This window comes from Diplocloster modestus, from assembly GCF_019042245.1.
Classification (GTDB): Bacteria; Bacillota; Clostridia; order Lachnospirales; family Lachnospiraceae; genus Diplocloster; species Diplocloster modestus.
In genome coordinates this window covers 32,328-46,585 of sequence record NZ_JAHQCX010000021.1, presented here as the reverse complement: position 1 = coordinate 46,585, position 14,258 = coordinate 32,328, and the positions used below count along the sequence as shown (strand labels likewise).

At 48.1% G+C, this 14,258-nt stretch carries 17 protein-coding genes; 3 read left to right on the top strand and 14 right to left on the bottom strand.

Annotation, left to right across the window (positions count from 1 at the left end; all coding sequences use genetic code 11):
- Positions 1-12: 12 nt before the first annotated feature.
- The 4 genes from KTH90_RS21740 to KTH90_RS21725 all read right to left on the bottom strand — a co-directional run bounded on the left by KTH90_RS21740 (position 13) and on the right by KTH90_RS21725 (position 4,757).
- The gene (locus KTH90_RS21740; protein ID WP_158354808.1) at positions 13-771 is read right to left on the bottom strand and encodes a cysteine peptidase family C39 domain-containing protein; all 759 of its coding nucleotides are present in this window, start codon (positions 769-771) and stop codon (positions 13-15) included.
- A 69-nt stretch (positions 772-840) separates the two neighbouring features.
- Positions 841-1,527: a hypothetical protein gene (locus tag KTH90_RS21735; RefSeq protein ID WP_158354806.1), complete on the bottom strand. Its 687-nt coding sequence runs from the start codon at positions 1,525-1,527 to the stop codon at positions 841-843.
- A gap of 130 nt (positions 1,528-1,657) precedes the next feature.
- Entirely contained in the window at positions 1,658-4,342 is a 2,685-nt protein-coding gene (locus tag KTH90_RS21730) for a helicase HerA domain-containing protein (RefSeq protein ID WP_158354803.1), read from the bottom strand.
- A 34-nt stretch (positions 4,343-4,376) separates the two neighbouring features.
- Positions 4,377-4,757: a hypothetical protein gene (locus KTH90_RS21725; protein WP_158354801.1), complete on the bottom strand. Its 381-nt coding sequence runs from the start codon at positions 4,755-4,757 to the stop codon at positions 4,377-4,379.
- Positions 4,758-5,194: 437 nt separating this feature from the next.
- On the opposite strand from KTH90_RS21725, the gene KTH90_RS21720 reads away from it, so the two are divergent.
- On the top strand, positions 5,195-5,707 hold the full coding sequence (locus tag KTH90_RS21720) for an AAA family ATPase (protein ID WP_158354799.1): 513 nt from the start codon (positions 5,195-5,197) through the stop codon (positions 5,705-5,707).
- A 48-nt stretch (positions 5,708-5,755) separates the two neighbouring features.
- Here the strand turns inward: KTH90_RS21720 and KTH90_RS21715 are convergent, their stop codons facing one another.
- From KTH90_RS21715 to KTH90_RS21695, 5 genes are all read right to left on the bottom strand, one after another.
- Positions 5,756-6,409, bottom strand: coding sequence for a hypothetical protein (locus tag KTH90_RS21715; protein WP_158354797.1), 654 nt, complete (start codon positions 6,407-6,409; stop codon positions 5,756-5,758).
- Positions 6,406-7,170 (bottom strand): ABC transporter permease, encoded by a 765-nt coding sequence (locus KTH90_RS21710; protein ID WP_158354795.1) that lies wholly within the window; start codon positions 7,168-7,170, stop codon positions 6,406-6,408. The genes KTH90_RS21715 and KTH90_RS21710 overlap by 4 nt, the downstream gene beginning before the upstream one ends.
- The gene (locus KTH90_RS21705) at positions 7,163-8,035 is read right to left on the bottom strand and encodes an ABC transporter ATP-binding protein (RefSeq protein WP_158354793.1); all 873 of its coding nucleotides are present in this window, start codon (positions 8,033-8,035) and stop codon (positions 7,163-7,165) included. The genes KTH90_RS21710 and KTH90_RS21705 overlap by 8 nt, the downstream gene beginning before the upstream one ends.
- 123 nt (positions 8,036-8,158) lie before the next feature.
- Positions 8,159-9,127 carry a M56 family metallopeptidase gene (locus KTH90_RS21700; RefSeq protein ID WP_158354791.1) on the bottom strand — a complete coding sequence of 323 codons (969 nt, stop codon included), beginning with the start codon at positions 9,125-9,127 and terminating at the stop codon, positions 8,159-8,161.
- The gene (locus KTH90_RS21695; protein WP_238721930.1) at positions 9,127-9,501 is read right to left on the bottom strand and encodes a BlaI/MecI/CopY family transcriptional regulator; all 375 of its coding nucleotides are present in this window, start codon (positions 9,499-9,501) and stop codon (positions 9,127-9,129) included. The genes KTH90_RS21700 and KTH90_RS21695 overlap by 1 nt, the downstream gene beginning before the upstream one ends.
- Before the next feature lie 346 nt (positions 9,502-9,847).
- Between KTH90_RS21695 and KTH90_RS21690 the strand changes: the two genes are divergently transcribed.
- Together KTH90_RS21690 and KTH90_RS21685 are read left to right on the top strand one after the other, a co-directional pair.
- Positions 9,848-10,570 carry an AzlC family ABC transporter permease gene (locus KTH90_RS21690; RefSeq protein ID WP_158354787.1) on the top strand — a complete coding sequence of 241 codons (723 nt, stop codon included), beginning with the start codon at positions 9,848-9,850 and terminating at the stop codon, positions 10,568-10,570.
- Positions 10,563-10,877 carry an AzlD domain-containing protein gene (locus tag KTH90_RS21685; protein ID WP_158354785.1) on the top strand — a complete coding sequence of 105 codons (315 nt, stop codon included), beginning with the start codon at positions 10,563-10,565 and terminating at the stop codon, positions 10,875-10,877. The genes KTH90_RS21690 and KTH90_RS21685 overlap by 8 nt, the downstream gene beginning before the upstream one ends.
- Positions 10,878-10,963: 86 nt before the next feature.
- Here the strand turns inward: KTH90_RS21685 and KTH90_RS21680 are convergent, their stop codons facing one another.
- The 5 genes from KTH90_RS21680 to KTH90_RS21660 all read right to left on the bottom strand — a co-directional run bounded on the left by KTH90_RS21680 (position 10,964) and on the right by KTH90_RS21660 (position 13,786).
- Positions 10,964-12,073 (bottom strand): mandelate racemase/muconate lactonizing enzyme family protein, encoded by a 1,110-nt coding sequence (locus KTH90_RS21680; RefSeq protein WP_158354783.1) that lies wholly within the window; start codon positions 12,071-12,073, stop codon positions 10,964-10,966.
- 53 nt (positions 12,074-12,126) lie between these two features.
- Positions 12,127-12,504, bottom strand: coding sequence for a Tm-1-like ATP-binding domain-containing protein (locus tag KTH90_RS21675; protein WP_158354781.1), 378 nt, complete (start codon positions 12,502-12,504; stop codon positions 12,127-12,129).
- A complete protein-coding gene (locus KTH90_RS21670; RefSeq protein ID WP_158354779.1) occupies positions 12,501-12,770 on the bottom strand; it encodes a hypothetical protein in 270 nt (89 codons plus the stop codon). The genes KTH90_RS21675 and KTH90_RS21670 overlap by 4 nt, the downstream gene beginning before the upstream one ends.
- Positions 12,771-12,851: 81 nt before the next feature.
- Positions 12,852-13,076 (bottom strand): hypothetical protein, encoded by a 225-nt coding sequence (locus KTH90_RS21665; protein WP_158354777.1) that lies wholly within the window; start codon positions 13,074-13,076, stop codon positions 12,852-12,854.
- A gap of 14 nt (positions 13,077-13,090) precedes the next feature.
- Positions 13,091-13,786, bottom strand: coding sequence for a LacI family DNA-binding transcriptional regulator (locus tag KTH90_RS21660; RefSeq protein WP_158354775.1), 696 nt, complete (start codon positions 13,784-13,786; stop codon positions 13,091-13,093).
- Positions 13,787-14,258: the final 472 nt, after the last annotated feature.

Genomic DNA, 14,258 nt, shown 5'->3' with positions numbered 1-14,258 from the left:
GACCTCCTCCTCTCATTGATCAGCCCGATAGGCGCTTACCATAAAGCCTCCGCTGGTGTTCCATGCTGTTTGGAATTCCTCCAGATCATAGCTGATCCCGCGGCCGCCCGGAAGCCCCGGATCATTCAGGATTACTTTCACATTCGACGGATCTGTCTTATCGATGCCGATCACTTCCACCGCATGATTTGCGGTAAGGGACGGATAGTAGACACATTCCATGGAGTCCGGGGTCAGCAGGGATATATTATTCACACCGGCAATGACCTTTCCGCCTTCCTCCAGGGTTCTTTCGATATCCTGAATGCTGCCGTGTTCGTTTTGCACTACCTCCAGACCCAGATATTCCAGAATATTACCGGTATCTTCCAGGGTAGTGCCTGTTTCCGGGTCGAACCATCCTTTCGAGACAGCGAACTCCACCAGGTCCTGTTCATTCAGTTCGGTGTTCAATAGCTCCTCCGCTACGAATTCCTGGCACACCACCGCGCAGGACATATCACCCTCCTGCATATGCCAGTGTTCCATGTCTTCCAGCGGTTCCCCTGATATCCACTCATTTTCCAGGCCTTCCATCCCAGCAGGCATCCCGATGCTGCCTATGGTATCCCGGTATATTCCCTCCTCCAGCTTTTCAGTCTGGCGTATATGAGTCTCATCTAAAGTCTCCAGTCCTTGGCTGTTTTCCAGGGAATGCTCAAATTCCGAAGTGTCTTTCAGCCGGTCCTGGCCTTCCAGTTCTTCAAAATCTTCCATATCTTCTATTCCCATTTTGAACCTCCTGCTTGATTCATTACTTCTGGCTGTATTGTTTCCTGCGTCTTCCTGATAATTCGTTTGTTACCTGCCTGCTTCCGATATTTCATTTGTTTCCTGTAGCTCCGGGGATCTGAGAATTCCTTTTTCCAGAGTCAATGCTCCTATACTCCAGCAGGGCCGGTAGACCTCATAAGACTGTCCGGGAGTAATAACCGTGTCATCCAGGGTTACATAGGTAAAGACCGTACGCTTTTCCGCCTGAAGGCTTTGTGCCTCATCCCGCTTGATACCGCTTGCGAAGATTCCCTGAATGATAAGTTCTGCATTTCGAATCTGTTCTTCGACGCCTCCTGATTCCATCTCAGAGAATCTTTTGGCAAAAATCTCAGAAAATGCGGAGTCCTCCTCGAAGTTTTCCACTCTCAGGCACCATTCCCCGAACGTGCCGGAGGCATTACCGGTATTTCCCAGGCTGATCTGATACATCAGCTCATATAAACCTGTGAATTCTGTTTTATGTTGGCTGATCCCTTCTGCCAGGATACGGATGGCCTCTTCGTCTTCCGGCGTTAGAGCCTGATCCCGTGTCAGTTGCGAAAAATGTGTAGAATGTTCGGACTGATCCTGCTGTTTTTGCTGTTTTTGATCTTCCTGCTGTTTGATCTGTTCCTGTGCCTGGTCAGCCTTTCTTTTCCTTACAATATAGTAAATCACTAGCAAGGCTATAAGCACCATGGCCACAATCACAAAATAAGTCCAAAGTTCCATACAGATTACCTCCTTTCCATTATCATCCTGTTTTTTACGTCATACAGGTATACCCGAAGGGTGTTTCCTATTTCTGTCTGTTTCTCAAGACATACAGGTATACCCGAAGGTTGTTTCCTATTTCTGTCTCTCAATCTCCGGGTTTATTCATCTTCACCCAAACCGCCGCATCATCGTTATCGCCGTAGATAATGGCGTTCCCGATCTCCAGCGCCGGGATCATGGATTTTTGATCCTCCCGCAGTGCCAGGGAAGCAGCCATCACTTCACAGTCATCCGGCGAGGTCAGGCGGTGTACAAATTTATAATTGGTATTCTTGATCACATCCGGAATCAGCCGGGTCGGCACCTGATCAACGATCGTGATCCCTTCCCCGTAGCCCCGGATCTCAGAGAGCATATTGCTGAACAGATCCGCAACCACCTGCTGGGGATTGCCCGAATCGTTGGTCACTGCGGAAGGATTCATCAGCAGGTTATGGGCTTCTTCGATCATAGTCAGGTGCAGCAGCTCATTATCCTGTGCCTTCTTTCTGTAGTCCGCCTGATAGGAATAAGCCGATATCCGGTACTCATAGAGGCTTAACATCAGCAGTGCCATAATAAGCGCCTTATCCCGGCTCCCGGCGATCCGGCTCAGATTGATGACCGTGGGCTGGCCGAACAGCACATCGTAGTCTGTGGATTTCGTGACATTCAGCAGACGGCCTCTGTTTCCACGGGTCAGATATTTTAACCGGGTGATCAAAGATTTTCGGATCGTCTTATAATTTCTTGGATCATATCCTTCCACCAGATCGTCCACCATAGGGATCAAGTCTTCCATCTTCGGATATAAGAACGGCTTCACTGCCTCTCCGGAGTGGAAATCCTCTTTGAAGAAATCCTCCGCCTTTGCATAGACCAGCTCATCGATCAGCACCGGCAGAACATCCTCGATGCTGGGGATACTGGCCACCAGCAGGGAAACCAGATTCTCGCATCGGGCCATCAGGTCTACTTTGGCCCCTTTGACCGCCGCCGGCTCGAAAGGATTCACCGCCAGCTCTTCCAGGGGCTGCCCGTCAAAGGAGGAAGCGCCCGGCATATAGATGTGGAAAGGGATTCCCTTCTTTTCCTTCAATTCCATGGCCCAGCGCACATAATCGTCCTTAGCCGGCTCAATGATCAGAACCGGAACACCCCGGGATACGACTTCGTTCAGGATCGCTTTACAGGTGGTCGATTTGCCGGAACCGGTACCTCCGGTTACCAGGGCATGACGGACCAGGGAATTGGGATCGATCCGGTATTCATTGTTCTGCACCACTCCCATATTGACTACTTTGCCGATGGAAATAGAATCCTCATTTAACACCGGAGGATTATTGGCAAACCGGACAGCCGTCTTGACAAACCGAAGTCCCGGCACATCTTGGCGGGGAAGGGAGGTGGTCAGCCCCAGTTCCTTGGTATTCATAGGTGTGCTTAAGTATTGATACCGGCGTCCGAACACATGCCAGATATGATCCTTTTCATATTTTCTTTTATATTCATTATCAAGCATTTTATCGATATTTTCATTTTCCAAAGAAATGAGCTGAAAGCCCTTGACGATTTCCGCGGCATTGCTGTCTTCCCGCAGGACATGGAGGCGGATTGGCTCCAGATAAGTCTCATCGCCGGAATAGATGGAGCGCAGCATACCAGTCACGGTAGTGATATCCATCTTTGTCCGGCCCAGCACATAAGTACCCACATTCCAATAACCCAGGTTCCTGCCCTCTTTCAGCCGTGCGATATGTTTTTCCATGATTTCTTCGGCATATTGGGCAAATTTATCCAGATATTCGGTGGTCACCGACCGGGAAAAATTGATGGATACGGATTTGGTCTTGTTCATGCCTACTGCTCCGCCGACCGCCCCGCCAATTCCACGGCCCAGATTGCTTCCCAGATAGGGGGCCCCGAGCCAGCTGCCGATCAAGGCGCCCGCTACAGTGCCCAGGCCGGACAGGATTCCTCCGACCGCTCCGCCCATTCCTACATCTTTCTGACTGCTGGAACCTTCATTTTCCGTGACCGTGCGGGACACATATTTGTGGATCTCACTGCCCAGTTCCCGCATCCGGTTGATGATACTGCTGATCTCCTCATCCGGGATCGGATCCGCGATCACCAGAAGGGAATAATCCCGTTCCCGCCCATTGATCTTGCGCACGCCGAAGGCCAGCTGATCCAGCGTCTGCAGCACGCTTCTGCTCTCATCGCTGATAAAGGAGGGAATTCCGGTCACCGCACCGATGGCGTGATAGTTGTTCAGCACATCGTAGATCTTCCCGTGCCGGTCATCCATCGTCTGGTCGTGCCTGACCCATTCCATCGCCACGCCGGGCATATTGGCCGCCGTGGCCTCCATCATTTGATCCAGCGCGTCCTTGGAACCCACACCCTGGGTGGCTGTGGTGACTCCCAGGTACAGGCTGGTCTGGCCGCCAGTCCTCTGGAGCAAAAATACCGTCCGGTATCCCCAGATATGCAGCGTGGACAGCACACCCTGCCACCGGTTGATCAGGTCATAGTCCTCGATATTATCCGGGTGCACCGGAAGTCGGATGATCTGCAGCCATTCCACCTCGCCGTGGCGCTCCGTCTCATCAGGCACGAAATAATCAAACTGGCTGACCCCGTTCAGATAACTTCGCTCCATCGTGCCTTCCAGCAGGCGCTTGAACACCTCATCCGGTATTTTAATCTCATTCGGCGTTTCGATCTCCGCCATATCAAGGCCCCGGAACAGATCCCGGAAACCCACGTCTCGGATTCTGTCAGACATAAGCGCTTCCCCCTTTTTCTTATCCGTTCGTCTCTTAATCTTCGGCCCGGCTCAGTTCCCGCTCCAGCTCGGCTATTTTAGATTTGCAATAATCCATCTCAGCTTTTCTTTTACTAATATTTGGCTCCACACCGATCCATCCTTTGGAAGCATCCTCTTTCAGCTGCTCATAACTGGACAGTGCGTTACTGTATTCGGATCTGACATCCCTTAAGTTACGCTCTATGGATTCCTTGCTGCGGGCGCCGAAGCTGATCTCCCTGGTCCCGCCAAGTTCGCTTTCCTCTGCTTGCGCATCTCCCAGCTCGGCCAGATCCCCATCCACTTCTATTGTTTCTGTTCTCGCCAATCCCTCACCGTTTTCTAATTCTTCTAATTTCTCGTCTTCATAATCTTCAAAATCTTCGTATCCCATGTGAACCCTCCATTTCTGCTGCCCGGTTTTTCATACTTCCGCATGAGCGGTTATGGCCCGGCGCTCGTTGTTTTCTCTTCGTGTTTTTATCTTAGCATTTAAAATCAAGTTCAAATAGCAGGCGGCCTTTTTTATACTTCAAACGGCAGAATCTTCCGGCCGGAGTTGTCCCTGTAGTATTTCTTCTATTATACTCTGTCATGTTTTTAATTACCACCGTCAACTGTTCATTTTCGGGTTTCCGGCCTGTATTATGGAGTGGTGTGCAGGGCACGGGTTATTCAGTTTTACTTGTGGAATCCGGTTCTGATTTTATTGGGGATTTTTATTAGAGATAAAGCATATTAGAGAAATAGCGCGTTGACAGAGAGCGTACGCTAATCTACACTTTAAAATAAGAACGATTCGGTAAATTAGGAAGTTTAAGGCGATATCAAATGATTCTATTAATTACGGGAGCTTCGCATACCGGGAAGACTGTGCTGGCACAAAAACTAATGGAGAAATATAGATATCCCTATTTCTCCATTGATTTATTAAAAATGGGGTTGATAAGAAGCGGAAATACGAAACTGACCCCGGAAGATGGTGCTGAACTGACAGATTATCTCTGGCCAATTGTCAGGGAAATCATAAAGACCGCGCTTGAGAATCATCAGAATCTTATTGTGGAGGGGATCTATATTCCTTTTGACTGGCAAGAAGATTTTGGCAGCGGACACTTGAAAGAAATCAGGTTTTATTGCCTTGTAATGACAGAATCCTATATCGAAAACCATTTTGCTTATATAAAAAAATATGCGAATGTCATAGAAAAGCGGCTAGATGATACCTGTTGTACGAAAGATTCTGTACTTAGGGAAAATTTTTTCTATTTGAAGATGTGTAAAAAGTACGGTTGTAATTGTATTCTGATCGATGACCGGTATCATATAGATATTCAGTTGTAATGCTGTGCTAATGATTCGTCTAATTTGGCCTGATCATCTGGCTCAGTGTTAATCTTTACCAGGATCAGACGCGGCAAAGATTCGGATGCGGCAAGCTGTGTAAGAAATCCCCCATAGGCAGAGGCCCAATACGACCAATATCGTTTTGTTCACGCGCCAAATCGGATCATCGCCTCCTGCATAGCGGATGAAAAGATAGAAGTACGATACCGTTTTGTACCTTATCATACTGACTGCCATAAGGGAGAACAGCCAGACGATCCCCGTCACCATAACAGCCATATGGGGAGTGCTGGTACATATGGATACCGCCACACACAGGCTGGACAGAAAAAAAGCGGTCGTCATGTATGTGAGCAGCAGATCCATCACATCCATCCCCGGTTTTAGCGCCGAGACACCTTCTATACCGGCAATGGAAAATACAAGAATACCGGCCAGCAGCAGGATATACCTGCGCACGATCCATGTAAACAGGGATTCTGCCTGCGCCGCGATGGTTTCAAACATCAGGTCGGTTCTGACCCTGCACCATTTCCCCACGATAATCGCGGTATAAAAGGGAAAGATGATTTCAAACCCTACATAGCCCCAATGGATATTATCCCCGCCGCCGGAACAGACGGCCAGAAAGACACCGGTAAGCAGTCCTGTGATCCACACCGGATTTATCCCGACAATTTTGCATTCATGTTTTATCATTCATCCTCCCTCCAAAATGACCGGTTCGTGGCTACCAGGGTAACCGCCAAAATACCGGTTCCCAGCAGAAAAACAAGGTTTAACCATGCACTCCCGGGATAGATCTGCGGCCACTTCGGATGCCGCCAGATGTATTTTGTCAGATCTCCCTGCGTAAATATATAAAACGGCATTTTTTCTGCCGAATTTACCGAAAACGCGTTTACCATAAACAGGATGGAATACAAAAGGTAGAAAAATTGGATATCCAGTATTTCAGGAAGCATAACACAGCTGGCCGTTACAAAAAAGGACGCGGGCAAAATCAGATATAATGCGATGGAATAACCGGCATGCAGAAAGCTTCCGATTCCTTCCGTTCCCCGGCGGCACAGAAGATATCCACAGATGGAAATCCCCAGCAGGGAAAACATCATCGTGAGTGTATAACACAGATTTCCCAGCAGTTTCCCCCCAACATAATCCTTCTTATGCACCGGAGCTGCCATCAATAAATCCTTTACTCTTGTTTTACGGTCGTCAACCAGCCGGCCCGCCATCAAAAACATCAGGCCAAACAGAAGAATCAGGCCGTCAAATGCGAAGACCCGCTTCACATAGTAGTGGATTTCCCCCAGGAATTCCACCCGGGCCATATTGGCCGCTGTTGGGAGGCAGTCCAGAAACGCCGTAACCGTGGAGAATAGAAGGACACCCCATCCGGCAGGACGGCTGATCTGCATTTTATACTCGTATTTGGCAACCGCGGTCAGCTTACTCATAGTTTTTCCCTCCCATACAATACACATAGGCATCTTCCAGCGTTTCCGGCACCGGCGGAACCGGGAACTCGCCCCGCTCATCCAGAATCCGGGCCAGAATGCCGGAGTGTTCATAAGTAACGGACAGTACGACGGCTTTTTTCTGCAGTGCCGCCAGGTTCTTCTCTTTTTCTATTTCCACGATCTTGACCTTACCGGATGCTTTGGATAAAAGCTCTTCGGCGCTCCCGCTGAAAAACAGCGCCCCCTTACGCAGTACGGCAAGCTTTTCACAGAGCTGATACACATCCTCGACGATGTGGGTGGACAACAGAACACATTTATCGTCTTTCGTAAATCGGGAAAGAACACTGCGGAAGCGGACACGTTCCTCCGGGTCCAGACCGGCCGTCGGCTCATCCACAATTAAAATCCGCGGATCCCCCGCCAGCGCCTGGGCGATTCCTACCCGGCGTTTCATTCCGCCGGATAATTGTCCGATCCTTCGGCCCGCATATTGCCCCATATCCACCTGTTCTAATACATCCATCACTTTCTTACGGTCTTTCACCCCTTTTAAGGCAGCCATATAACAGACGAAATCGAATACGGTCAGAGCCGGGTACATGGAAAGCTCCTGGGGCAAATATCCGATCAGACGGCGTGCCTCCTCACCCTGTGTATTTATGTCGTAGCCCCCGATCCGTACCGACCCGGATGTCGGCCGCATTATCGTCGCAAGGATTTTCATCAATGTTGTTTTTCCGGAGCCGTTATGGCCCAGCAGCCCGAATACACCGCTTTCCACTTGGAAGCTGATATCCGTTAAAGCAGTCACTTGATTCTTGTATTGCTTTGTCAAGTTATTTATTTCGATCTGATTCATCTTTTCTCCTTTCATCTACATTTGTAGTTTATCCAGACAGGATAACCGGTATTGATACTGATATTGATATTGATATGCGCAGCTTTGAAGGCCTGTTTTTGAATCGGTGACAGGGCTTTACCATCAGAATCGTTGTGCATCAGGATCACTGTATTCCGCAGGACCCATCAAGGCCGGATATGGATAAAAATATGTCCGGCTGGCAGACATGGACAGCAGAACCGCAGCGGCGGCAAGCCCTCCTAAAATAGCCAGAGTGATAATCCGCCATATGTGTTTTGGATAAGCCAATATCGCAGCAAACCGCTGCTTCGCCATCAGAAACCCCAGCGCCTCTATTCTTCCCCCTGTGTTTTTCCCGGTACCGGCCGACATCTCCAGCAGATGAAGCATCGTTCTTGTATAATCACCGGGAGCCAGTTCTGTACAGCTTTTCAGTACCTTTTTGTCACAATCCATTTCGCATATCAGTTCAAAATCATTTTTGGATATCCATACAAAAGGATTGCACCAGTGGAGGACCGACGCCAGGTCGTAGAACCGTTGGAGCAAATGATGTTTTCTCTTAATATGCAGAATTTCGTGCCGTAAGATAATCGCCAATTCCGGATCGGTGAGTTCCGGTAAGATCCTTTTGTTCAAAAGTATGGACGGACGCAGGATCGTCACAACACAGACCGGATCTTTGAACTCTCCGAACAGGACACACGGGATTTTCTGAATCCGCTCACAGGTGCAGATTTCGGTTAATATCTTTAAAACACGCGCCTCCCGGCAGAGGGTATATTTTCTCATAGCCCGGGCGGCAAACAGGGTACGCGCCAGATAGTAGAGAGCAAACAAAAACGCACCGGTAATCCAAATAATGGCCGCGACCCGGAAGCCGTAACGCCATATCTGTCTCTCGCCGGGAATCAGCCGCACCTGGGGAACAATAACCGGAACCAGATAGAACAGCAAACCGGCCACGCCAAACCACAGCGGCTGTACAAGATGCAGAACCTTTTTGGAAAATAAGGCGGCAAAAGAAACGATACTTCCGATAAACGATAAATACAGGATGATACTGAATATATTTCCAAGTATCTGCATTATTTTTCCTCCTGCTCTTCAATCAATGCCTTCAAGGCATCCAGTTCTTCCCTGGACAGGCTTTTGCTTTTCACAAAACCGGACACCATACTGGATAGAGAGCCATCGTATACACGGCGCAGAAAGTTCTGGCTTTCCGCAAGCTGGCATTCGCTTTCCGAGATAGCCGGATAGTAGAGATATCCTTTTCCCTGCCGTTTCGTAGACAATGCGCCTTTTTTTACCAGGCGGGCAATATAAGTCTGGATCGTGGTTTTGCTCCAGTCCGTGTGTTTTAGTTTTTCCAGAATTTCCTGAAGGGTCTGGGGCGGGTCGTTCCAGATGATCTTCATTACCTGCCATTCTGATTCGGAGATGGATATTCGATTTGACATTTGGATCTCCTTTCTTTGATTGATTGTTTGTAGTTCTATTATAATCATAAAACTACATACTGTCAATCGTTTTTAATGGTAACTGGTATATTTTTTCTTTCGCTTATTCTAAAGGAAAAATAGGGGATCAATGAAAAAGAAACTTACTGTTTCTTATTACGGAAACGTACTGTTCCTATTATTTTGGTGTGGATTTTTTTTAGTTCTTATTATATGATATTAAAGGCTGTTGTTACCGTTTATTTTTTACGGTTGTGCAGGTGGAATATTTACATGAAAATTCAAAAAGATTAGAAAATAGATGTTATTACCTATATGTGCAGAAAACGCACTCTTGGAGGAAACTATGAAACACAATGGAATTGCATTCAGAAATGGTTTAAAGGATGGTATCCCCATTGGCCTGGGTTATCTGGCAGTCTCCTTTACTTTCGGTATCATGGCCGTCGGGGCCGGGCTGACTACCTGGCAGTCGGTGTTAATGTCCTTTACAAATCTGACTTCGGCAGGACAGTTTGCCGCACTTAGTATTATACAGGCAGGTTCATCGTACATGGAAATGGCGGTTACACAGTTTATCATCAACCTCCGCTATTGCCTGATGTCCTGTTCGCTTTCCCAAAAATTAGAAGAGCAGACACCATTCCATCACCGACTGTTCGTCGGATACGGTGTCACGGATGAGATCTTCGGTGTATCCGTGTGTAAGCCAGGCAAGCTGAATCCTTTTTACAGTTACGGCCTGATCAGTGTGGCTGTGCCGGGCTGGACGCTGGGCACCCTGCTGGGTGCTGTCTCAGGCAGCCTGCTTCCGGGGCGGGTACTCAGCGCGCTGAACGTCGCACTCTACGGAATGTTCCTGGCGGTCATTATCCCTCCTGCCAGAAAGAGCAAGGTGTTAGCCGGAGTCATTCTGGTATCCATGGCCTGCAGCCTGCTTTTCACTTTCATTCCTGTGCTGAACACGATATCATCCGGATTTAAGATCATCCTGCTGACCATCCTGATCGCCGGTGCGGCGGCCTATTTCTTCCCGGTCAGGGACTCAGAGGAGGTGCTCCATGAGTAATCATGCGGTTCTTTACATAATAGTAATGGCGGTCGTGACCTATCTGATCCGTGTGCTTCCGCTGACGTTGATCCGAAAAGAGATTAAAAATCCTTTTATCCGGTCCTTCCTGTTCTATGTGCCTTATGTCACTCTGTCGGTCATGACCTTCCCCGCTATCTTAAGCGCCACCGCCAGTGTATGGTCAGCGGCTGCCGCGCTTGTGGTCGCAGTGTTCCTGGCCTACCGCGGCAAAAGTCTGTTCCAGGTCTCGCTGGCCGCCTGCGCGGTTGTGTTTCTGACAGAACTTGTTTTACCGCTGGCATAGTTCATTATCGAATCGGGACAATCGAATCGGGACATGTCCCAAACTGAAATGGACATGTCCCAAAACGTTCAATTTTCTTATCCTTTCTATATAATTTCATCATTTTCCCGAATAAAATCCATATTCAGGACCAAGCCCAGTCCCGGAAGATCCGGGATCTCCATAAATCCATGCTCCGGTACAGGTGGATTGATATATATTGCATTCGTGATATCCTCAAATAGCAAAAGCCTTTCCAGGAAAAGTGCATTCGGCACGGCGCTAATCAGATGGATATGAATATTTTCCATCGCATGAGGTGCAAATTTAATATTCCATGCCTGGGATATCGCAGCTATTTTTAACATTTCCGTATAACCGCCTGCTCTCGTACCATCACACTGAATAATATCCGCAGCTTCATTCAGAACCAGATCCCTTGCTCCGAATTTGGTATACTCATGCTCTCCTGTAGCCAGCGCTACGTCAGTCCCACGCTTAAAACGCGCCAATCCCTGCATATCATCCGCAAACACCGGTTCTTCCAAAAACAAGATATTAAACTCTCTAATCCGGTTCGCGAACTGCACAGCAGTAGCGGCATCCCAGCAGTTATTAGCATCCAGCAGGATCTGTATATCCGGTCCGACCGCCTCTCTGACCTTTCTGACCCTCTCCACATCTCTTAACGGTTTCGTTCCCCCTTCCACACCAACTTTAAATTTAATAATCTGATATCCCTGGTTTACGATCTCTTTCATTTCGGCTACCAGTTCTTCGTCTGAGTAGGATGTCCAGCCGCCGCTTCCATAGACTGGAATTTTTGTCTTATTTCCACCCAGGAGCCTGTACAGTGGGAGATTTACAATCTTTCCTTTCAGATCCCATAATGCGATATCTACCGCACTCAGGGCACAAAACATCAGTCCTTTACGTCCCACTCCCCTCAGATAGTGGAACATCTCCTGCCATATTATTTCAGTCTCAAGCGGATCTCTCCCGATCAATTTGGGGGCCATGTTATTTACGATCAGGCTCTTTATCGCTTCACCGCCCACCTCATGGTAGGTGACACCAAAGCCTTCCAATCCTTGATCCGTAATGATACGAACGATGGTATAACCGATCGTCTCTACATTTCTCGTTGCATCCTGAAAGCCTCCTGCTACTTTCGCAGAAACCAGATGCACCTCTATTTTGTTGATTTTATGTACCATTATATCCTCCATTCGCGCGTTCTTCCGCGCATATGTCTGCTCAATCAGTGACTTTAACCAACAGAAAGCATTTCTCCAAGCTTTGACACCACTGCCTCGGCAAATATTGAATCATTAATGTTCCCGGGTATTTCCATAATCTCTATTTGTTCATTGGTTATCCCGGCTTTCAAAGCACCCACAAACGCTTTGTCTGCCTGAACATCATAGAAAATTTCGCCTTCCCGGTCCACTGCCGAAAATCCCCCTGTCGGAATACATATTTTTACCGGTCCCTGGGAAGCATTAACTTTTTCGGCAATCACTTCGCCAAACCGGATATTTTCGTCTTTATTGCTTCTCACAAATAAAACCTGCGGATTATGCTGGTATACCCGTCTCCCCTCGAATCTCCCCCCCTTTTGTACATCACGGGAAGCTGCCAGGATCATATCCACCCCTCCCGGAGAGAAGGATCACTTCCGTCATCCAGGCCAGGCCTAAGCAGGTTACGCATATCTTCCTCGAACGCCGTTAGCTCCACTTCCTCCTGATAGCCAATGGTCCAGAACATCTGCGGCGCCCCCTGGTTCCACCACTCCGGCACTTTGGTATCCCAAGTCTCATCCGTCTGAATGATCTGTGTCCCTTCCGCCCCCTCGATCCTGGCCTCCAGCGCGAAACCGCCTCCAGCGCTTTCCCTTCCGTGCTGCCCCACTCCCGAGTTATGGGCGACTACACAGATACAGTTCTTCTTTTTCAGCAGATCTTTTACCTCGGTTGTGATACAGAATTCCTCTTAGTAAAAATTCCCGTGGTTGGAGGGGATGCTTCCCCTTCCCAGAAAGGTTCCGTTCCAATACAGCCTGTATTCCGTACCTGCGCTCCGAATGCGCACTGCGGTCACGTTCTCCGGCGCATTCACTGCAAAAGTCTTGCAAAACAGAATATAACAATTCGCAGTATATTGGTGGTGCGCCGCCCATATCCAGCCGGCGTCCCATAGCTCCTGTTCTCTCTCCATCGTATCCCCCCTCTCTATGTCCGTGCTGCAGCTTTTCCTGTAGATTCCCTTTCGATCAGCTCCACCTCCAGCAGTTCTCGAATGATCCCGGGTTCCTGCTCCAGCTTAAGCACCCTTCCCGCCGTCTCATATCCGTCCGCCGGCGTCACTTTGCAGGTAAGGATCAGTTCCCCGTCATAAGGAATTCCGTATTCGGAAAGCGCAGACTGATATCCTTCCAGCCAATACCGGTATGGGTAAATATCCTTATCCCCGCGGATCGCCAGCGCGATTCTTTTATGCCCCTGGCTGATCAGGTGAACCGTGGCTTTATAGGTCGCGGAAAAGTCGTCAAAGGTAATATAATCAATATCCATTCCTTCCAGACGTCCCAATACCAAAAAGGGGATATCCGTATTTTTCAGATAATCTACGAATTCCGTCTCCTCATAAGTGGGAGCGATAATAATTCCGGCCACCCGCTCTACCATTCTCACCATCTCCGCGAACAGGGGAATCGATATGTCTGTGACCACGATACCGATCACATTGGTGGTCTTAAGCGCCAGGTTGCTGGCATTCGTATTTAACGTATAGTTGTTCTCCTTGGCAATCTGCAGGATTTTCTCCCGCAGCTGCGGACTGATCTTCGGTTTATTGTGCAGGGCTTTCAGGACTGTCGTATGGGAAACACCCGCAATTCTGGCAATATCTTTTATGGTAACGGACATATTGTTTCCTCTTTTCTGTAAATTTTGGAAAGGGGGTTCACGTGAATCCTTATCGTTAAATTAATTATATTCCTAACTCTGTTCACTTGTCAGGTTATTTGTAATAACATAAAGGCCGTCCTGCCTCCAGAAAATATTACTATAGGGTTTCACACTCTTTTTTGAAAATGGACATAAGAAAAGCACCTATCCCGGAGGTAGATGCTCCTTTTCCAAGAAGATTAATATCTAACATAAAGTTTCTCGGAATTATGATACATTATTCAGCAATCAGCCAATCAATAAGATTGAGCGACTTAATGCCCTCGTATGACAAATCCATTTCTGTATTCATTGAAAGAACTATCTTTTCATAATTATCGCTGATTTTTTCCAAAGGAGCAAGCTCCCTCTGACGAACATCGTCACTAGCACAAACTCTTTGAAAAATCAAGTTTTTGTTTTTCAAGTGCTATGATAGTCGCAATCCCGC